The sequence below is a fragment of the Chenggangzhangella methanolivorans genome (genome assembly GCF_019797865.1).
Classification (GTDB): domain Bacteria; phylum Pseudomonadota; class Alphaproteobacteria; order Rhizobiales; family Methylopilaceae; genus Methylopila; species Methylopila methanolivorans.
Genome location: NZ_CP081869.1, coordinates 4,249,625 through 4,269,925 on the forward strand (window position 1 = coordinate 4,249,625; position 20,301 = coordinate 4,269,925).

Sequence of the window (20,301 nt, forward strand, 5' to 3'; positions counted from 1 at the left end):
GTGGACGTTGCCTGTCTGCTGAAAAGCAGACGATCGCGACAGCGGTCGAACGTGGCGACTCCTTCAAGCCGTCGATCGCTCCATCCGCGCCCGCCTTGCGATCGCCGCGGCGTCCTTTGATGGCGGCAGCCCGAACAGCCGGGCGTACTCGCGGCTGAACTGGGTCGCGCTCTCGTAGCCCACCCCGAAGGCGACGGACGTGGCGTTGCCCTCGCCGGCGACCAACAGCGATCGGGCGTGCAGCAGGCGGATGCGTTTCTGGTACTGCAGCGGGCTCAACGCCGTGATGGCCTTGAAGTGCCGGTGAAACGCCGAGACGCTCAGGGCCGCCATTTCGGCCAGGGCCTCAACCCGTAGCTGTTTCGTGAAGTTCTGGCGGATCCAATGGATCGCGATCCCGATGCGCGAGAGCGCCGTTCCGGGAGCGGCCATGTCGCGCAGCATCCAGCCCAGCGGACCCTGCAGGACGCGGAACAGCAGCTCGCGCTCATAGGCGGGCGCGAGCGCCGCCACCTCGCCCGGACGATTCATGAGCCGCAGCATCCGGACCCAGGCGTCGAGCAGGTCGGGCGTCACGGGCGCGACCGAAAACCCAGAACCGTAGAGCCCGCCGTCGGCAGGTTTAGGCAGATCTGAAAGCAGAGCCGCCACGACTGCGGGCTCCAGCGTCAGGCTGACGGCGAGGTAGGGATCGCCCGACTCGGAGGGATGGACCGACCCGACCGCGGGAAGGTCCACCGACATGACGAAGTAGGTCGCCGGATCGTACCGGAACGTCGTGTCCCCGACCGTCATGGTCTTATGTCCCGTGAGGATCAGGTTGACCATTGGATCATAGACGGCCGCGAGCTGGTGCTCGGGGACCTCGCCTGGACCATGGCGACACGCGGGACGCCTGTCTCGGTGCGCCTGTTCTGCGCCCTCGAGGCCAGCTTCCGCAGTTCCGCGAGTTGAGCGTCCATAGGTCGAGCTCTCTCACGTGCGGCACCGTGGAGGCAATGGGAAAGCAGGAATAGGCAATATCGGAGGAGGATTGAGGGAGCGCGGACCCGACCCTGAGACCTACCCTCCGCTTCGGCGACAAGCGCTGGAGAGACACATGAAAATCATCATCGTCACGGGCGGAAGCCGCGGCATCGGAGCAGGCGTCGCACGGCAGTGCGCCCGGCGCGGCATGGGCGTGATCCTCACCTACAACAGCAACGCCGTTGCGGCGGAACAGGTGGCGGCCGCCATCACGGCGGATGGCGGCAAGGCCGTCGCCCTCAAGCTCGACGTCACGGACGTCCCGTCCTTCCCGGCGTTCCGCGAAGCCGTCGGTTCGGCGCTGCGGTCGACATGGGGCCGGGACGGCTTCGACGGACTGGTCAACAACGGCGGCTACGGAGTCTTCAACCCGATCGGATCGGTCACGGAGGCCGAGTTCGACGGCCTGTTCAACGTGCACCTCAAGGGACCGTTCTTCCTCACCCAGACCCTGCTGCCGCTGATCAACGACGGCGGCCAGATCGTGAACGTCACGAGCGCGACGACGCGCGTGGCGACCGCGGGCGTCGCCCCCTATGCGAGCTTCAAGGGCGGGCTCGAGGTTCTGACCCGATACATGGCGAAGGAGTTCGGCCACCGCGGCATCCGGGCGAAACTCGGTCGCCCCCGGGGCCATCCGGACAGAGCTGGCCGGCGGCCTGAACGACGAGCTCGAAGCCATGCTCGCCTCCCAGACGGCGCTTGGCCGCGTCGGCGAGCCGGACGAGGTCGGCGGCGTGATCGCGAGCCTGCTCTCCGACGAGAACCGCTGGAAAACGCCCAGTCGATCGAGGTTGCAGGCGGCTACGTGATCTGAGGAGAAGCGCCATGCTCGACCATGTCTTCCTGTCCGTGAGCGACCTCGACCGGTCGACCGCGTTCTATGCCGCAGCGCTTGCTCCCCTCGGCGTCCACGACCGTCTCGACTACGACGGCGAAGACGGGCCGCCCGGACATCCGGACCTCAAGGGGTTCGGCTCCGAGGGGCGAATGTTTCTCTGGCTGCGCGAGGGCGCCGTCGACGGCCGCGCGGCGCATGTCGGCTTCGTGGCGAAGAGCCACGCCGAGGTCGACGCCGCCTACGCCGCAGCGATCGCCGCCGGCGCGACCGACAACGGCGCGCCCGGGCCACGGCACTACGACCCCGCTACTATGCGGCGAACGTCCTCGACCCCGATGGCTACAGTCTCGAGTTCGTCCACAAGAGCTGGCAGCGCTGACCATGACCAAGCTGATGATCTACGGCGCCACCGGCTACACCGGGCGCATGGCCGCCGAGCGAGCAAGGGCGGCCGGTCTCGACTTCGTCCTAGGCGGACGCGACGAAACAAGGCTCGCAAAGCTCGCTTCGGAACTCGACGCCGAACATCGGACGTTCGGCGTCGGCGACGCTTGCGCAATCGACGAAGCTCTGTCGGACGTGGATGTGCTTCTCAACTGCGCGGGGCCTTTCATGCGCACCGCTGCGCCGTTGATGAACGCCGCGATCCGGTCGGGGACCCACTACCTCGACGTCGCCGCGGAGCTGGACAGCTACCGGCTCGCCGAAGAGCTCGATGGGGCCGCGAGCAAAGCGGACGTGATGCTGTTGCCTGGAAGCGGCGGCAGCGTCGCAATGCTCGGGAGCCTTGCGGGTCATGCGGCGACCCGTGTCGCGGCGCCGGTCCGACTGCGGGTCGCGCTCCACGTTTCGGGCTCGATGTCTCGGGGCTCGGCGATCAGCGCGACGGAGAACCTGACTTCGGAGTGTCTTGAACGCGTGGATGGCGCGCTGGCGGGTCGAAGCCCGGAGGAACTGCGCGACTTCGATTTCGGCGCGGGACCAAAGGCGTGCTTCCCGGTGACGCTGCCCGACCTCGTGACGATCTGGCGAGCGACCGGGATCCCGAACATCGAGACCTTCGTGCACGTCTCTGGGGACGCTTTCCCCACGGGCGATGTGGCGACCATTCCGGATGGCCCGACGGCCGAACAGCGCGAGGCCAATCGCTACCAGGCCGCGGTCGAGGCGACCGGGGCAGACGGGACCGTGGCTCGCTCCATCCTAGACACGGTCAACGGCTACACGTTCACGCCCATGGCGGCGGTTGAAGCCGCGCGCCGCGTCCTGGGCGGAGAGGTTCAACCTGGCTTCCAGACGCCAGTAGGTCTGTTCGGCTATGGCTTCGCTGAGACCATCGCCGACACCCATATAGTCGACGTCTGATCGACCCGAGAGCGCCAGAAGCGGCCATCGGGTTCTGCGCAGGCAGCCGACATGAGAGCCACTGTCCGATGGACAGACGTCTTGAGGGTTTAGGTGTCTTTTCAGATGCTCGCGCTCTGCGTGATCAGATTGACAGACGCTCCGCCGACGCATCTGAGTGGGCTCCCGTAAGTATCCCGATAGGCGAGCGTAGCGTGACGGCCCAGAACCTCGATCACGCGCCCGCCGGAGCGCTCCCCAAGGCTCGCACTGGAATAGCTGGTCTCGACGCTGTCACGTTCGGCGGGCTTCCGGCCGGGCGGCCGACGCTCATCTGCGGCGCGGCCGGCTGCGGCAAGTCACTGTTCGGCGCGACCTTCCTCGTCAACGGCGCGACCCTGTTCGACGAGCCGGGCGTGCTGATGAGCTTCGAGGAGACCGACCGCGACATCGCCGCCAATGTCGCCTCGCTCGGCTATGACGTCGCCGGGCTGGTCGCGGCCAAGAAGCTCGCGATCGACTACGTCCGCGTCGAGCGCAGCGAGATCGCCGAAAGCGGCGAATACGACCTCGAAGGCCTGTTCGTGCGGCTGGCCTATGCGATCGACGAGGTCGGGGCCAAGCGCGTCGTGCTCGACACGCTGGAGGCGCTGTTCGCGGGCCTCGACGACGAGTCGCTGCTTCGATCGGAACTCAGGCGTCTGTTCGCCTGGCTGAAGGAGCGCGGCGTTACGGCCGTGATCACGGCCGAGCGCGGCGACGGCGCGCTCACGCGCCGCGGGCTCGAGGAATACGTCTCCGACTGCGTGATCTTGCTCGACAACCGCGTCGCGGACCAGATCACGACGCGCTCGCTCCGGATCGTCAAGTATCGCGGCTCCGCGCACGGCACCAATGAATACCCCTTCCTGATCGACAGCGAGGGCATCTCTGTCCTGCCGGTCACGACGGCGGGCCTTGCCCACGACACGACCCTCGACACGGTCTCCAGCGGCATCGCCGGGCTCGACGCGATGCTTGGCGCAGGCGGGTTCTATCGCGGCGCGAGCGTGCTCGTCACCGGCGGATCGGGAACCGGCAAGACGATCTTCGGGGCCCATTTCGCGGCCGCCGCCAGCGCCCGCGGCGAGCGCTGCATGCTGTTCGGCCTCGAGGAGTCGCCGAGCCAGATCATCCGCAACGTGCGCTCGGTCGGCGTCGACCTCGCGCCCCATGTCGAATCCGGGGTGCTGAAGCTCTCCTCGGCCCGGCCGAGCCTCTACGGGCTCGAGATGCACCTGACGCTGATGTATCGGGCGATCGAGTCGTTCAAGCCGAGCGTGGTGGTGGTCGATCCGATCTCAGCGTTCCGCGGGCCATCGACCGAAGTTCACTCGATGCTGCTCAGGATGGTGGACCTGCTGAAAGCTTGGGGCATCACGGCGCTTTTCACCAATCTCACCTCGCCCGGGCGCGACGATGCGACCGACCACGGGCTGTCGTCGCTGATGGACACCTGGATCGGCCTGCACGATCTCGAATCAAACGGCGAACGAAACCGCGGCCTGTTCGTGCTGAAGTCGCGCGGCATGAGCCATTCCAACCAGATCCGCGAATATGTGCTGACCTCGCAGGGCGTGCGCCTGATCGAGCCCTATATCGGCTCGGCGGGCGTTCTGACCGGCACCGCGCGCCTGACCCAGGAAGCCCAGGAGCGCGCCGACCACACCGCGCGCCGCCAGCAGGTCGAGAAGCGGCTGAGAAAGCATCAGGTCAAGCGCGACTCGGCCGAGCGCCAGATGGCTGAGACGCGCGCTGCGCTCGACGCCGAGGCCGCCGAGATTCAGCGGCTGGCCGACGAGGCCGAGCAACGCGAGCAGGACCGCGAAGCCGATCGCGCCGCCCTGTCGATCGCCCGGGGGGCCGCGGAATGACGATGGCGGACGACGGCGACATCCCGGACGGCCACTACAACCTGCGCCTCTACGTGGCGGGCCGCACGGCCAATTCGATGGAGGCGATCGCGAACCTGCGGCGCCTGTGCGACGAGCATCTGCCCGGCCGCCACACCGTCGAAATCATCGATCTGTCGCAGGATCCCAAGCGCGCCGCGCAGGACCAGATCGTCGCGCTGCCGACGCTGGTGCGACACCTGCCGCCGCCGCTCAAGCGCATCATCGGCAAGCTCGCCGACGTCGACAAGGTTCTGTTCGGTCTCGAGATCAAGAAGCTCAACCCGTGACCGACGCCGCGCAGTCCGGCGAACGCTATGTGCTCCGGCTGTTCGTGACAGGCTCCACCCCGCGATCGGTCCGCGCAATCGAAAACCTCCGCGCGATCTGCGAGGCCGAGCTCCCCGGCCGTTACGAGCTCGAGGTGGTGGACGTCTATCTGCACCCGGAGGCCGCAAAGGAAAATCAGGTCATCGCGGCCCCGACCCTGCTCAAGCTCCTGCCGACGCCCGTGCGTCGCGTCATCGGCGATCTCACCGATCACGACCGCGTCCGCTACAGCCTGGACATCGTAAAGAACGACGGGACGGCGCAAGATCCGTTCGCGTCCTTCGGCGGCGCCCCATCCGACAAGCCCTAAGGCCGGTTTGATCCCCTCGTCGCTCATGTCCGCACAGACCGAAGACTTCCAGGCACGATCCGCAGAGCTCGAGGCCCGACTGCGGGAGGCGCTCGAGACCATCGAGGCGATCCGCTCGGGCGAGGTCGACGCGGTCGTGGTCGGGGGCGCCAGCGGCGAACCGCTGGTCTACACGCTCGAAAACGCCGATCGGCCCTACCGCCTGCTGATCGAGCAGATGCAGGAAGGCGCGCTGACGCTCAATCGCGAAGGCCTCATCCTATACGCCAACAGGGCGTTCGCTGGGATGCTGGGCCTCGCGCCCGAGACGGTTGTCGGCCACACGCTCGGCTCGTTCCTGTCCTCGCCCGGACTGTTCCATGCGCTGTTCGACCGGCCGGGCCGCGTCGAGGCTGCGCTCAGGACCGCGAACGGCACGGACGTGCCCGTCACCGTGTCGTTCGCAGCGATCGAGGGCGACGGCGAGGGCCTGATCGGGGCGGTCGTCACCGACCTCAGCCAGGAACGCCGCCAGGCCGCGCAGCTCGGCGAGGCCAAGGCCACGCTCGCCCGGCGCGAAGGCGAAGGCTTCTCGCGGCTGATCCTGCAGAGCGCGACCGACTTCGCCATCATCGCCACCGATCTCGACGAGCGGGTGACGACCTGGAACGCCGGCGCGCAGAAGATCTTCGGCTGGTCCGAACACGAGATCCTCGGCGCGCCCGCGCCGTTGATCTGGACGCCGGAAGATCGCGCCGCCGGCGTGCCCGAGCTCGAGATGTCGAAGGCTGCGCGCGACGGCCGCGCCGAAGACGAGCGCTGGCACCTGAGGCGCGACGGCTCGCGGTTCTGGGCGAACGGCCTGATGATGCCGCTGCTCGTCGGCGAAGAGCACATCGGCTACCTCAAGATCCTGAGGGACCGCACCGAGAGCCGCCTTACGGAGGCGGCGCTACGCGACAGCGAGGCGCGCCTGCGCTTCACGCTCAAGGCCGGCCGGCTCGGCGCGTGGGAGCTCGACGTGCGTACCGGCGCGCTCCAGGCGAGCGAGACCTGCCGGGCGAATTTTGGCCGCGGCCCTGACGATCCGTTCGACTACGAGGATCTGAGGCGATCGGTGCTGCCGGACGACCGCGCCCGGATGGAGGAGGCCGTTGAGCGGTCACTCTCCGAACGCGTCGACTACGACATCGAATACCGCGTCGTCTGGCCGAGCGGCGAGATCCGATGGGTGCAGATCCGAGGCCGCCCGGTCTACGGCGAGGACGGCGCGCCGCTGCGTATGACCGGCGTCTCGCTCGACATCACCGAGCGGCGGCGGGCCGCCGAGGAGTTGGAGCGGCTCAACCAGACGCTCGAGTCGCGGGTCGCCGACGAGGTCGCGCGCCGCGGACAGGCCGAGGACGCGCTGCGCCAGTCGCAGAAGATGGAGGCCGTCGGGCAGCTGACCGGCGGCGTCGCGCACGACTTCAACAACCTGCTCACGATCGTGCGCTCGTCGGTGGACTTCCTGCGCCGCGACGACCTGCCGCCGGAGCGCAGGCGACGTTACATCGACGCGATCGCCGACACGGTCGACCGCGCGGCGAAACTTACAGGGCAGCTGCTGTCCTTCGCGCGCCGCCAGGCGCTCAAGCCGGAAATCTTCGACGTCAACCTCCAGGTCCATTCGGTCGCCGACATGCTGCGCACCATCGTGGGCGCGCGCGTCGGCGTCGTGGTCGAGGTCGACGACCGGTCGCCCTGCCTCGTCGAGGCCGACGTCAGCCAGTTCGAGACCGCGGTCGTCAACCTCGCGGTCAACGCGCGCGACGCCATGGCGGGCGAAGGCGTCCTCACGATCCGCGTGTCGTCCGACGAGAAGGGGCCGCTAGCCGCGCGCGTCTCGCCCGGCATGGTCCGGATCGAGATCGAGGACACCGGCGTCGGCGTCGCGCCCGAGCAGCTCAAGCAGATCTTCGAGCCATTCTTCACCACCAAGGAGGTCGGCAAGGGCACCGGTCTCGGGCTGTCGCAGGCCTACGGCTTCGCCAAGCAGAGCGGCGGCGACCTGACGGTGCGGAGCGCTCTGGGACAGGGCGCGACCTTCACGATCCTGCTGCCGCACGCCTCCGGCGAGGAAGAGCCCGCCGCGCGCGTGCGGGCCGAAAGCGAGATCGCGGGCGCAGGCCAGGGCCAATGGGTGCTGGTGGTCGAGGACAACAACGACGTCGGGGCGTTCTCGACCCAGATGCTCCAGGACCTCGGCTACAACACCGTCTGGGCCAACAACGCCCGCGAGGCGCTCGACCTGCTGCGGCGGGAGCCGCGCCGGTTCGACCTCGTGTTCTCCGACATCGTGATGCCGGGCATGGGCGGGGTCGAACTCGGCCAGGAGATCAACCGGCTCTACCCCGGCCTGCCCGTGCTTCTGACGAGCGGCTACAGCGACGTGCTGGTCGATCAGGGGCGTCTTGGGTTCGAACTGCTGCAGAAGCCGTATGCGGCGGAGGATCTCTCGCGGCTCGTGAGCCGGACCGTGAGGGACGCGAACAATGGCTGACCCGTCGCTCGACCTGCTCCAGAAATTTGCCTGATGATCCGGCGGTGACGAGACAGGCGTCTGCGATCACTGCTATCTCGGTTCATGGCGACAGAGATGATTCACATCGTGCTGACCTGGAGCGCCGACAAACGCGGCAAGCTGCGGGCCGAGACGCCGATGAAGTTCAAGACCGCCGCGGAGGCCAAGGGCCGCGCCGAGCGCGCGGAGGGCAAATTCGCCGGCGTCGTCGCGCTCAGCCAGGGCTACGACGTCGACACCGAGCAGGCGGACGAAAACCCGCTGGTGCTGTTCCGGGCCGGGCGCACGCCCGCGGAGTTCGAAGACTGACGCGACGACGCGATCGCCGTCACGCGTCTTGCTAGGCGCCCTGCTGACCCTGCGGGGCCTCGTCGACCTCATAGGTCCATACCCTGAACGCCTTCAGCGTATGCGGGCCGAAGGAGTTGATCAGCGGCACGTCCGCTGCGTCCCGGCCGCGCGCGACCACGATGCGGCCGATGCGCGGGATGTTGTTGCGCGGGTCGAAGGTGCGCCAGGCGCCCCCGAGATAGACCTCGATCCAGGCGCTGAAATCCATGGGATCGACGACGGGCACGCCGATGTCGCCGAGATGCCCGTTCACGTAGCGCGCGGGGATGTTCAGGCAGCGGCAGAACGCGACCGCAAGATGGGCGTAGTCGCGACAGACGCCGATGCGCTCGTTGAAGGCGTCGAATGCTGTGCGGGTCAAGCGCGCCTGCATGTAGTCGAAGGCGATGTGGCCGTTGACGAAATCGCACACCGCCTGCACGCGGCCCCATCCCGGTTCGACGGTCCCGAACAGGTCCCAGGCCGCCTGGCTGAGCCGGTCGGTCTCGCAGTAGCGACTGCCCATCAGGTAGAGCAGCGTGTCGTCGGGCAGGTCCGCGACGGGGTGTTCGCACGCCCCGGGAGCCGGCTCTTCCGGCAGCCCGCTGTCCCAGATCGTAGCGTCGCCCCAGAGCTTGAAGTCGCCGGCCGGAACCACGAGGCGTCGGCACTGGTTGCCGAACAGGTCGCGATAGGTCGTTGTGGGCGTGATCGGCGTCGTGAACACCTTCTCGGGATCGCGAATGTCGGCGCTGCGCTCGTCATGGACCGACAGGAGACAGACGACCGGCGTCGGCGACTGGCAGTTCAGCGTGATCTCGTAGCCGTAGCGGATCAGCATCGCGCTCTTTCATTGGAGGAGCGCCGACGAACGGTTCGACCGATTGCGCGGGATCGGACCGGGCTCACCCTAGCAAAGATCGCAGGCCGCGGACGCTGCAGTGCGAAAAACTTCCCGCCGCGCTCAAATCGCACCGCTTCGGCGCGGCAGCCAGGAGACCCCTTGGACGAGATCACGATCCGGCACCGGACCACGTATCGCTACCGCAGCCCTGTGCGGCTCAATCCGCACAGGATGGTGGCTCGCCCGCGCGAGAGCCGCGAACTCAGGCTGCTGTCGATAGACGTCTCGATCACGCCCGCGGCCTCGCTGTCCTGGAGCTACGACGTGTTTGGCAATGCCGTGGCGATCGCGAGTTTTGCGGACGCTACCGATCTCCTGACGATAGAGAGCGTCGCGAAGATCGAGCTCGATGCGCCGGCCTGGCCGGTCTTCGACGTCGCGGCGTCCGCGATCCAGTATCCGTTTCCCTATTCCGACGACGAGCGGACCGATCTGGGATCGCTGACGCTCAACCAGTATCTCGATCCGGCGGGACGGCTGCGCGGCTGGGCGCGCGGGTTCGTGTACGGCGAGCCGACCGATACGCTGTCGCTGCTGAAGGACGTTAACGCCGGCGTGGCGGCCGAGGTCGCGTATGAGATCCGCGAGGACGAAGGCGTCCAGTCGCCGCTCGAGACGCTCGATCGCCGCCTCGGCTCGTGCCGCGACTTCGCGACCCTGTTCGCCGAGACCGCGCGCAGCCTCGGCTTCGGAGCGCGGGTCGTCTCGGGTTATCTCCACGATCCGGGCGAGGGGCTGGTCGGCTCGAACGGGCTTGGCTCGACCCACGCCTGGGCGGAGGTTTATGTGCCGGGCGCAGGCTGGATCACCTTCGACCCGACCAACCGAAGTGTCGGAAGCGCCAATCTGATCCCTGTCGCGGTCGCCCGCGACATCAGGCAGATCATGCCGCTTTCGGGCAGCTATCTCGGGTCCGCGGACGCGTTTTCGGACATGTCCGTCGAGGTCTCGACCGTCGCGGCGGGTTCACCTGCAGCGGCCTGAGCCTCGCCGGGCTCGCGGCGGCAGACGCCTCTGGTGTGGGTCTCGATCATCGCCAGCGCCTCGTCGAGCGAGGCGAACGGGCCGCATCGCATGCCGGTCATGGTCGCGGTCGCCTTGCCGTCGGGCTCGATATGGACGTGTCCGCTGTCGGTGGTGCGGATCATTCCCATCGGGCGGCCGAGCAGATCGGTCAGCAGCCATTCCTTCCGGCCGAAAACCGGTTTGACCATAACGTCCAAAAGCGTTCCTCGAACTATCGCGACCCGGACACGATCCTAGAAAAATAAGACCGACGCGTCATTGCAAATGACGAAGCGGACATCATTTCAGTATCGTTGTTCAAGCGACGTAATATTTGGCGCTCCGAAATAAAAATATTTCGTGCGCCAGATTTTATTTTCATCAAACAGCACTGTAGGCCGCGCCGCCCTCGCGGGCGCGCGCATTTATTTTCGAGAAGGAACTCCCATGTCTTCGGGAACAGTCAAATGGTTCAACGCCCAGAAGGGCTTCGGCTTCATCGCGCCTGACGACGGCGGCGCTGACGCGTTCGTGCACATCAGCGCCATGGAGCGCGCCGGCATCTCCGATCTTCAGGAGGGCCAGAAGGTGGCTTACGAGCTCGTCTCCGATCGCAAGAGCGGCAAGATGACGGCCGACCGGCTGCAAATTCAGACCTGATCACAACGCCGGCCGCACCGGTCGCTCCGGGCGGCGCGGCGAAGCGCCCTGACGAGCGAGGTCGACCACGGATGTACTGGCGAACCTCGCTGGCGGCAGCGCTGCAGCATCAGATCCGAAGAGGCGCTTGAGAGCGCTTTCGACCCTGTCGCCTTTCGAGGCGGCGGGGTCTTCTTTTGGCTTTCGGCCCCGACGGGCCCAACCGGAGTACGGCGAATGGCCAAGGCACAGAAGCGCGGCAACAAGGAAGCCAAGAAGCCGAAGAAGATCAAGGCGGCGGAACCCGCCCCGACCACGGCTCTGAAGATCGGCGCCTCACCGGCCGGCGCGCCGAAGTCCAAGAAATCCTGACGGCGACCGACATGTCGCGCCGGACTCAGGAATCCACGGTGACGTTCCACCGGCCGTTCACGCTGAAGGCGCTCGATCATTGAGCTTCGGCGCGGCTTCGTTTCGCCCGCGCATGAAACAGATCGCCCTGCCGACAGGTCGTGGCTGGAAGGGCGAACATGCTTGAGATCGCGCGCAACATCCTGGCTCGCAGAGGCTCGGCGGCCCCGTGGGACGACGCCTCGCCGGTCCGCGAGGAGCTCTTCGGAGCCGAGCGGCTCGAGCAGCACGCCGAATCGCTCGCGGCCGCCCAGCCCATCGCCGAACGGCCGCCTTTCGTGCGGTCGCTTCGCGTGCGCCTGGGCGAGAACGCCATCACGCTGCTCGCCGCCTACAAGGCGAGCGCAGCCGAGCTAGAGAGCGGGCGCGGCGTGACGCCGGCGGCCGAATGGCTGCTCGACAACTACCATCTCGTCGAAGACCAGATCCGCGAGATCAGGGAGGGATCTGCCGTCGGGATACTATCGGCAGCTGCCGAAGCTCTCCGCGGGTCCGTTCAAGGGCTACCCGCGCGTGTTCGGCATCGCATGGGCCTATGTCGCCCACACCGACAGCCATTTCGATCCGGAGATCCTGAAACGGTTCGTCGCGGCCTATCAGAGGGTCCAGCCGCTGACGATCGGCGAGCTCTGGGCGGTGGCGATCACGATCCGCATCGTGCTGATCGAAAACCTGCGACGGCTCGCCGACCAGATCAGCGTAGCGCGCGCGGCCCGCGCCGACGCCGAGGCGCTCGCCAACCGGCTTCTCGCATCGGGCGGAGCGCGGTCCGCGCTCGACGCCGACATCGCCACGCGACCCGAAGGTCCGGTCTCCGAACTGTTCGCAGCGCAGCTCGCCAAGCGTCTGCGCGACCAGGACCCACGCACCAACCCTGCGCTCGAATGGCTCGAGCAGCGCTTGGCGCTGCAAGGCTCCCTCGAGGAGTCCGTTCGGCACGCGCAGATGCGACAGGGCGCCTCGAACGTCACGATCCGCAACGTCATCACCAGCATGCGCCTGATCTCGGACATCGACTGGGCGGAGCTGTTCGAAAGCGTCAGCCTCGTGGACGAGAGGCTTCGGGACGCCAGCGACTTCGCGGCGATGGATTTCCCCACCCGCAACCTCTACCGCAGCGCGGTCGAGCAGCTTGCCCGCGGTTCGTCGGCAAGCGAACTCGAGGTCGCCGATGCGGCGCTCGCGGCGTCGCGGCCCGGTACGGCTGCGTCTGCGGCCGGGGCGGAGCGCGTCCGCGATCCGGGTTATCATCTGATCGCCGAAGGCCGGCCCGCGCTCGAACGCGCGATCGGGTTCCGCCCGTCGCCGCGGCTGTGGTTCAACCGGCTTAGCATCAGACTCGGCATCGGCGGTTACGTCGGGGCGATCCTGGCGCTCACGGCCGCGCTCCTCGGCGGCGTCGTCTGCGCGCTGACCGCGGCGGGCGGCGGATCGGTCTGGCCGTGGATGATCGCGCTGCTCGGCGTCATCCCGGCCACCGAAGTCGCCACAGCGCTCGTCAACCGCGTGATCGGCTGGAGCTTCGGCGCCAACGCGCTTCCGGGGCTCGACCTATCGACAGGCGTGCCGTCGGAGCTCAGGACGCTCGTCGCGATGCCGACGCTGCTCACCGGCGAGGCCGATCTCGCCGAGCAGATCGCGCGGCTCGAAGTGCATCATCTCGCCGGCGCCGGCGGTGATATCTCGTCGCGCTGGTGATCGACGGCGTCGACGCCGACCGCGAGACGCTCGACGGCGACTCCGCGCTTCTCGCCATGGCGCAGGGGTCGATCGCGCGCCTGAACGCGACGCACGGCCCCGGCCCGAGCGGCGACCGCTTCCTGCTGCTGCATCGCCGCCGCGTGTTCAACGCCGTCGATGGCGTGTGGATGGGATGGGAGCGCAAGCGCGGCAAGCTGCACGAGCTGAATCGGCTGCTGCGCGGCGCGACCGACACGACGTTCACGTCGCTCGACGGACTTTCGCCGCGGGTCCCCGAGGGCGTCCGCTACGTCATCACGCTCGACGCCGACACGCGCCTGCCGCGCGACGCGGCGAGCCGGCTCATCGGCAAGATGGCCCATCCGCTGAACTGGCCGAGTTTCGACGCGGCCGGGCGGCGCGTGGTCGGCGGATATGGAATCCTCCAGCCGCGGGTGACGCCCTCCCTGCCCATCGGCCGGGAGGGTTCGGCCTACCAGCGGGCGTTCTCGGCGCCGGGCGGCGTCGATCCGTACGCCGCCGCGGTCTCGGACGTCTATCAGGACTTGTTCGGCGAGGGCTCGTACACCGGCAAGGGTATTTACGACGTCGACGCCTTCGAGGCCGCGCTCGCCGGTCGGACGCCCGACAACGCCATGTTGAGCCACGACCTGTTCGAGGGGATATTCGCGCGAGCGGGTCTGGCCTCCGACGTCGAGGTCATCGAGGATTTCCCGTCCCGCTACGACGTGGCGGCGCGCCGCCAGCACCGCTGGACGCGCGGCGATTGGCAGTTGCTGCCTTGGGTGCTCGGCGTAGGACAGGGCCGCGCCGGCCTGCCTGCCGTCGGGCGCGGCAAGATGCTCGACAACCTCCGTCGCTCCCTCGTCGCGCCCGCCGCGATGGCGACGCTTGCGGCCAGTTGGCTGGCGCCGGCTCCTGCCGCCGCATTGGGCGTGCTGTTCACGGTTCTCGCCATCGCCATTCCGGGCGCGCTGCACCTGTTCTTCTGCGTGGTGCCGCGGCGCTCGGGAATCCATCTTGGGGCGCACAACCGCGCGCTGCTCGGCGATCTCAGGCTCGCCGCGACGCAGATCGTTTTGTCGCTCGCCTTCCTGCCCGACCAGGCATGGCGAGGGATCGACGCCATCGCGCGCACGCTCGACCGGGTGTTCCGGACCCGGCGCCGGCTGCTCGAATGGACGACCGCCGCCCAGTCGAGCGCGTCGCCGCGGCTGACGCTCGGCGGCTTCTACAGCATGATGGCGGGAGGCACGGGCCTCGGGCTCGGGCTTGCTGCTCTCTCTCTGGCGATCGCTCCCGCGGCTTGGGCGTTGATCGTCCCATTCGCCATCGCATGGGGCCTTGCGCCTGCGATCGCGCTTTGGGCGAGCCGCTCGCCGAGCGCGGCGTCCGATCTCGCCGTCTCTCCCGCCGACGCGCACGAGCTGCGCCTGATCGCCCGCAGGACGTGGCGGTTCTTTCGAGACCTTCGTGACGCCGGCCGACACCATGCTGCCGCCGGACAACTTTCAGGAAGACCCTCGACCGGTCATCGCGCGGCGCACCTCGCCGACCAATATCGGGCTCTACCTGCTGTCGGCGGTCGCGGCGCGCGACTTCGGCTGGGCCGGAACGGCCGAGACCGTCGAACGGCTGGAGGCGACCTTCGCGTCGCTTCGAAAGTTGCAGCGCCATCGCGGGCATTTTCTAAAACTGGTACGGCACGGAAAGCGGCGAGCCCCTCATCCCGGCCTATGTGTCGACCGTCGACAGCGGCAATCTTGCGGGCCACCTCATAGCGCTCGCCAACGCCTGCGAGGAATGGGCCGCTGAGCCTGTGGCGCCGCCCATAAGGCAGGGGCTCGGCGACAATCTGGCGCTCGCCCGAAGCGCGCTGGCCGTGCTCGTGTCGCGCGAAGACGATCATGCCCGCCAGATCACAGCGATCCTCGACGAGATCGACGGCCAGCTGAATGGCGGCGTCGCGATTGCAACGCTCGCGCCGGTGCTCGCGCGGCTGGCCGAAAAGACCCTCAAGGTCGCGCGCGACGTGCTGCCGCCGGTCGCGTCGGAGGGCGGCTCGGACTTCCAGTTCTGGATCAGGGCGTTCGCGCAGGGCGTCGCGGAGCACGCGCGCGACGAAGCCGAACGCCCCAGTTTTGCGCTCGCCGAGCGGGCGCGCGCCATCGGCGCGGAGGCGCGCGCGACCGCCCTTGCGATGGACTTCGCGTTCCTGCTTGATCCTGAGCGCAAACTGTTCTCGATCGGCTACTCGCTGCCCGACAACCGGCTCGATCCGAGCTGCTACGACCTGCTCGCCTCGGAAGCCCGGCTCGCGAGCCTGTTCGCCATCGCCAAAGGCGACGCCCGACAAGGCACTGGTTCCGTCTCGGCCGGACCGCGACCCGATCGGCGGCGCCTCGGCGCTGATCTCCTGGTCGGGCTCGATGTTCGAAATATGATGCCGTCGCTCGTCATGCGCGCGCCGGCCGGCAGCCTGCTGGAGCAGACCAACCGCCTGATGGTTCGCCGCCAGCAGGACTACGGAAAGTCGCTCGGCGTTCCATGGGGCGTCTCGGAGTCCGCCTACAACGCCCGCGACCTCGAATCCACCTACCAGTATTCCAACTTCGGCGTGCCGGGCCTCGGGCTGAAGCGCGGCCTCGCCGAAAACGCGGTGTTCGCTCCTTACGCGACCGCGCTCGCCGCCATGGTGGACCCGCAGGGCGCCTTGGCGAATTTCGCGCATATGGCGGATATGGGCGGGCGCGGCCGCTACGGGTTTCTACGAGGCGCTCGACTTCACACGCTCGCGTCTGCCGGAAGGCGAGAGCGTCGCCATCGTCCGCAACTTCATGGCCCATCATCAGGGCATGACCATCGTGGCGCTTTCGAACGTCCTGCAGGACGGAAAGATGCGGGCGCGCTTCCACCGCGAGCCGATCATCCAGGCCTGCGATCTCCTCATGCAGGAGCGCATGCCGCGCGACGTCGCGGTGCTGCGGGCGCGCGCCGAAGAGGTCAAGGCGTCCGCCGGCGAGCTCACAGAAGCCTCGGTCATGCGGCGCGTCACGCCGTCGACGGGCGGCGGGCCGGTCACCCATGTGCTGTCGAACGGCCGCTACGCCGTCATGCTGACGGCGGAAGGCGCCGGCTACAGCCGCTGGCGCGACCTCGCGGTCACCCGCTGGCGCGGCGACGCCACCCGCGACGATCTCGGGTCCTTCGTCACGCTGCGCGACGTCGCGAGCGGACGGACCTGGTCGGCCGCGGCCCAGCCGATCGGCGCGCCGGCGGACCACCAGGAGGTCGTGTTCGGCGAGGATCAGGCGAGCTTCATCCGCCGCGACGGACCGCTGGCCACCACCATGGAGGTCATCGTCTCGGGCGAGGTCGACGCCGAGGTCCGGCGCGTCACTGACCAACGCCGGCAGAACCGCCTTCGAGATCGAGCTGACGTCCTATTCCGAGATCGTGCTCGCGCCGCCCGCCGCCGACGCCGCGCATCCTGCCTTCGCCAAGCTCTTCGTCGTGACCGAGCACCTGCCCGAGTTCGGCGCGCTGGTCGCCACTCGCCGCCCGCGCGCAAACGGCGAGGCCGCGCCTTGCGCGGCGCATTTCGCGGTGGTCGAGGGCGGCGAGACCGCCGCTCCGGAATACGAGACCGATCGCGCGAAATTCCTCGGGCGCAGTCTGGCGCCCCCTGCGGCTTTCGCAGGCAATGCGGCCCGGCCGCTGTCGAACACCGTCGGGACGGTGCTTGACCCGGTGTTTTCGATCCGCCGCCGCGTGACGGTCCCGGCCGGCGGCCGCGTGCGCGTCGCGTTCTGGACCGTGGTCGCGACCTCTCGCGAAGACCTCCTCGACCTCGTCGACGCCCATCACGACCGCAACGCCTTCGACCGCGCGAAGACGCTGGCCTGGACGCAGGCGCAGGTGCAGCTTCGCCATCTCGACGTGACCGCCGAAGAGGCCGCCGACTTCCAGCGGCTTGCCGCCCCGCTGCTCTATCCGGACGCGCGCTTCCGGGCGGCCTCCGACGTGATCGTCCGCGGCGCGGGTCCGCAGTCGGGCCTGTGGCCGTATTCGATTTCCGGCGACCTGCCCATCGTGCTCCTGCGGATCGACGACGTCGAGGACATGGACCAGGTCCGCCAGCTTCTGCGCGCCCACGAATATTTGCGGATGAAGCGGATCTCGGTCGATCTCGTCATCGTCAACGAGCATGCCTCGTCCTACCTGCAGGACCTGCAGGTCGCGATCGACACCGCGGTCCGCTCGGGCCAGTCGCGGCCGCGTCTCGGCGACGCGCCGGCGCAAGGCGCGGTCTACACGCTGCGCGCCGACCTGCTTTCAACCGAAGCCCGCAACCTGCTGCTGTCGGTCGCGCGCGTCGTGCTCGTCGCCCGCCGCGGCCCGATCGCGGCCCAGATGGCGCGCCTCTCCGCGCTCGCGCCCCTCGCGACGCCTGCGCGGCGCATGACGCGAAAGGCGAAGAGCGCCGAGGCGCAGCGCGCCGCGGCGACGGCGGGGCTCGAATTCTTCAATGGGCTCGGCGGCTTCGGCGACGACGGCCGCGAATATGTCGTCGCGCTCGACGGCGGCGCGACGACGCCCGCGCCGTGGATCAACGTCATCGCCAATCCAGCTTTCGGCTTCCAGGTCTCGGCCGGCGGCGCCGGCTCGACATGGTCGGAGAACAGCCGCGAGAATCAGCTGACGCCATGGTCGAACGACCCCGTCATGGATCCGTCCGGCGAGGCGATCTACATTCGCGACGAGGAGACCGGCGATGTCTGGACCCCCACCGCACAGCCGATCTGCGACGGCGGGCTCTACGTCGCGCGCCACCGCTTCGGCTCGAGCCGCTTCGAGCACGAGGCGAACGGCGTCGCGCTGGAGCTGACGCAGTTCGTGGCCGTTGCCGACCCGGTCAAGATCTCGCGGCTGACGCTGCGCAACACATCGGGCCGCCCCCGCAAGCTCTCCGTCACGGCCTTCGCCGAATGGGTTTTGGGGACCGCGCGCGGCGCCTCCGCGCCGTTCGTCGTGACGGGGATGGACGCCGACACCGGCGCGCTGTTCGCCCGCAACCCGTGGCTCGGCCTTCCCCGGCCGCGTGGCGTTCGCCGATCTCCTCGGCCGCCAAACCAGTTGGACGGCCGACCGCGCCGAATTCCTCGGCCGCAACGGCGGCCCGGAAGCGCCGGCCGCTCTGTTCCAGGACGCGCCGCTGTCGGGCGCGGCGGGCGCGGGCCTCGATCCGTGCGCAGCGCTCGCGACGAAGGTGTCGCTCGGCGTCGGCGAAAGCGTCGAGATCGTCTGGCTCCTGGGCCAGTGCCGCTCCGAGGACGAGGCCCGCGCGCTCGTGCTGCGGACCCGCGAGGCTGACATCGACGCCATGCTGGAGGAGGTCTCGGACGGCTGGAAGACGCGCCTCGGCGCCGTTCAGGTCCGTACGCCCGACCGGGCGATGGACATCATGCTCAACGGCTGGCTGCTCTATCAGGCGCTCGGCTGCCGCATCTGGGCGCGCTCGGGCTTTTACCAGGCGAGCGGCGCCTACGGGTTCCGCGACCAGATGCAGGACGGCATGGCGCTGTCGCTGATCGACCCCGCCGAGACCCGCTCCCATCTGCTGCGCGCCGCGAGCCGCCAGTTCCCTGAAGGCGATGTCCAGCATTGGTGGCTGCCGCATTCCGGCCAGGGCGTGCGCACGCGCATCTCCGACGACCGGGTGTGGCTCGCATATGCCAGCGCGACCTACGTCTCGACCTCAGGCGACGCCGCGGTTCTCGACGAGGAGACCGGCTTCCTCGACGGCCCGTTGCTGAAGCCCGGCGAGCACGACGCCTTCTTCCAGCCGATGGTGTCGGCCGAGCGCGCCTCTCTGTTCGAGCACTGCGCCCGCGGGCTCGACCAGTGCGTGGAACTCACCGGCCCGCACGGTCTGCCGCTGATGGGCGCGGGCGACTGGAACGACGGCATGAACCGCGTCGGCGAGGGCGGCCAGGGCGAAAGCGTCTGGCTCGGCTGGCTGTTTATCCGCACCGTCTCGCTGTTCGCGCCGCTCGCCGATGCGCGCTATCCCGGCCGCGCCTCGCGCTGGCGGGCGCATGCCGAAAGCGTTCGCGCGGCGATCGAGCGCGAGGCCTGGGACGGCGCATGGTATCGCCGCGCGACCTTCGACGACGGGACGTGGCTCGGCTCAAAAGACAGCGACGAGTGCCGCATCGACCAGATCGCGCAGTCCTGGGCGGTGCTGTCCGGCGCCGCAAACCCGGAGCGCGCCGCCCGCGCCATGGCCTCGGTCGACGAGCGCCTGATCCGGCGCGACGATGGAATCGCGGTCCTGTTCTCGCCGCCCTTCGTCTCGACCCCGCACGATCCCGGCTACATCAAAGGCTATCCGGCGGGCCTGCGCGAGAACGGCGGGCAGTATTCGCACGCCGCGATGTGGTCGATCCTGGCTTTCGCAAGGCTCGGCGACGGGAAGAAGGCGCACGACCTGTTCGCCATGCTGAACCCGATCAACCACGCGCTCGATGGCGCCGCGGCTGAGCGCTACAAGGTCGAGCCCTATGTGGTGGCGGCCGACGTCTATTCGGTCTCCCCCCATGTCGGACGCGGCGGCTGGACCTGGTACACGGGATCCGCCGCCTGGATGTATCGCGCGGGACTGGAAGGCATTCTGGGCGTCACCCGCGAAGGCGCGCAACTGCGCGTCGCGCCCGTGATCCCGCCGTCATGGCCAGGCTTCGAGGCGACGCTTACGGTCGAGGATACGGTCTGCCGGATCCGGGTCGGGCGGCGTGCGGCTGGCGATGACGATGCCCCGCGGCATACGCTCGACGGCAGCCCTCTCGATCCGACCGCAGAAGGCGCGCGGATCCCGCTAGACGCGCGCGCGCATGAGCTGACGATCACCTTGGCTAGGGGCGAAGCTTGACCGTCCCACCTCTGAGCCGACGTTTCGGCGCGGCCTCGTTCCAATCCGCCGCTATT

The 20,301-nt window shown here is 68.5% G+C and carries 11 protein-coding genes and 4 pseudogenes; 12 read left to right on the plus strand and 3 right to left on the minus strand.

What is annotated here, in order from left to right; all coding sequences use genetic code 11:
- Nucleotides 1-63 precede the first annotated feature (63 nt).
- Nucleotides 64-962 (minus strand): annotated as a pseudogene (locus tag K6K41_RS22325) (AraC family transcriptional regulator).
- Nucleotides 963-1,099: 137 nt separating this feature from the next.
- Here K6K41_RS22325 and K6K41_RS22330 point away from each other — a divergent pair.
- The 8 genes and pseudogenes from K6K41_RS22330 (at nucleotide 1,100) to K6K41_RS22365 (ending at nucleotide 8,633) form a co-directional block, all read left to right on the plus strand.
- Nucleotides 1,100-1,843, plus strand: a pseudogene (locus K6K41_RS22330) (SDR family NAD(P)-dependent oxidoreductase).
- 11 nt (nucleotides 1,844-1,854) lie between these two features.
- Nucleotides 1,855-2,106, plus strand: a pseudogene (locus K6K41_RS30755) (VOC family protein); the annotation flags it as partial.
- Nucleotides 2,107-2,248: 142 nt separating this feature from the next.
- Nucleotides 2,249-3,232 (plus strand): saccharopine dehydrogenase family protein, encoded by a 984-nt coding sequence (locus K6K41_RS22340; RefSeq protein WP_261402331.1) that lies wholly within the window; start codon nucleotides 2,249-2,251, stop codon nucleotides 3,230-3,232.
- A gap of 194 nt (nucleotides 3,233-3,426) precedes the next feature.
- Nucleotides 3,427-5,124 (plus strand): circadian clock protein KaiC, encoded by a 1,698-nt coding sequence (gene kaiC, locus K6K41_RS22345; RefSeq protein WP_261402332.1) that lies wholly within the window; start codon nucleotides 3,427-3,429, stop codon nucleotides 5,122-5,124.
- Nucleotides 5,125-5,126: 2 nt separating this feature from the next.
- On the plus strand, nucleotides 5,127-5,432 hold the full coding sequence (locus K6K41_RS22350; RefSeq protein ID WP_261402333.1) for a circadian clock KaiB family protein: 306 nt from the start codon (nucleotides 5,127-5,129) through the stop codon (nucleotides 5,430-5,432).
- A complete protein-coding gene (locus K6K41_RS22355; protein WP_261402334.1) occupies nucleotides 5,429-5,782 on the plus strand; it encodes a circadian clock KaiB family protein in 354 nt (117 codons plus the stop codon). The genes K6K41_RS22350 and K6K41_RS22355 overlap by 4 nt, the downstream gene beginning before the upstream one ends.
- Before the next feature lie 25 nt (nucleotides 5,783-5,807).
- Entirely contained in the window at nucleotides 5,808-8,303 is a 2,496-nt protein-coding gene (locus K6K41_RS22360) for a PAS domain-containing hybrid sensor histidine kinase/response regulator (protein ID WP_261402335.1), read from the plus strand.
- 96 nt (nucleotides 8,304-8,399) lie between these two features.
- Nucleotides 8,400-8,633: a hypothetical protein gene (locus tag K6K41_RS22365; protein ID WP_261402336.1), complete on the plus strand. Its 234-nt coding sequence runs from the start codon at nucleotides 8,400-8,402 to the stop codon at nucleotides 8,631-8,633.
- 31 nt (nucleotides 8,634-8,664) lie between these two features.
- On the opposite strand, the gene K6K41_RS22370 is transcribed toward K6K41_RS22365, so the two are convergent.
- Nucleotides 8,665-9,495, minus strand: coding sequence for a transglutaminase-like domain-containing protein (locus K6K41_RS22370; RefSeq protein WP_261402337.1), 831 nt, complete (start codon nucleotides 9,493-9,495; stop codon nucleotides 8,665-8,667).
- A gap of 162 nt (nucleotides 9,496-9,657) precedes the next feature.
- On the opposite strand from K6K41_RS22370, the gene K6K41_RS22375 reads away from it, so the two are divergent.
- Entirely contained in the window at nucleotides 9,658-10,542 is an 885-nt protein-coding gene (locus K6K41_RS22375) for a transglutaminase family protein (protein WP_261402338.1), read from the plus strand.
- Here K6K41_RS22375 and K6K41_RS22380 read toward each other — a convergent pair.
- Nucleotides 10,461-10,772, minus strand: a complete 312-nt coding sequence (locus K6K41_RS22380; protein WP_261402339.1) for a hypothetical protein — start codon at nucleotides 10,770-10,772, stop codon at nucleotides 10,461-10,463. The genes K6K41_RS22375 and K6K41_RS22380 overlap by 82 nt on opposite strands.
- A 238-nt stretch (nucleotides 10,773-11,010) precedes the next feature.
- Here K6K41_RS22380 and K6K41_RS22385 point away from each other — a divergent pair, with 238 nt between their 5' ends.
- From K6K41_RS22385 to K6K41_RS30760, 3 genes and pseudogenes are all read left to right on the plus strand, one after another.
- A complete protein-coding gene (locus K6K41_RS22385) occupies nucleotides 11,011-11,223 on the plus strand; it encodes a cold-shock protein (protein WP_261402340.1) in 213 nt (70 codons plus the stop codon).
- 216 nt (nucleotides 11,224-11,439) lie between these two features.
- The gene (locus K6K41_RS22390) at nucleotides 11,440-11,574 is read left to right on the plus strand and encodes a hypothetical protein (protein WP_261402341.1); all 135 of its coding nucleotides are present in this window, start codon (nucleotides 11,440-11,442) and stop codon (nucleotides 11,572-11,574) included.
- 158 nt (nucleotides 11,575-11,732) lie between these two features.
- Nucleotides 11,733-20,245: pseudogene (locus K6K41_RS30760) on the plus strand (glycoside hydrolase family 94 protein).
- Nucleotides 20,246-20,301 lie beyond the last annotated feature (56 nt).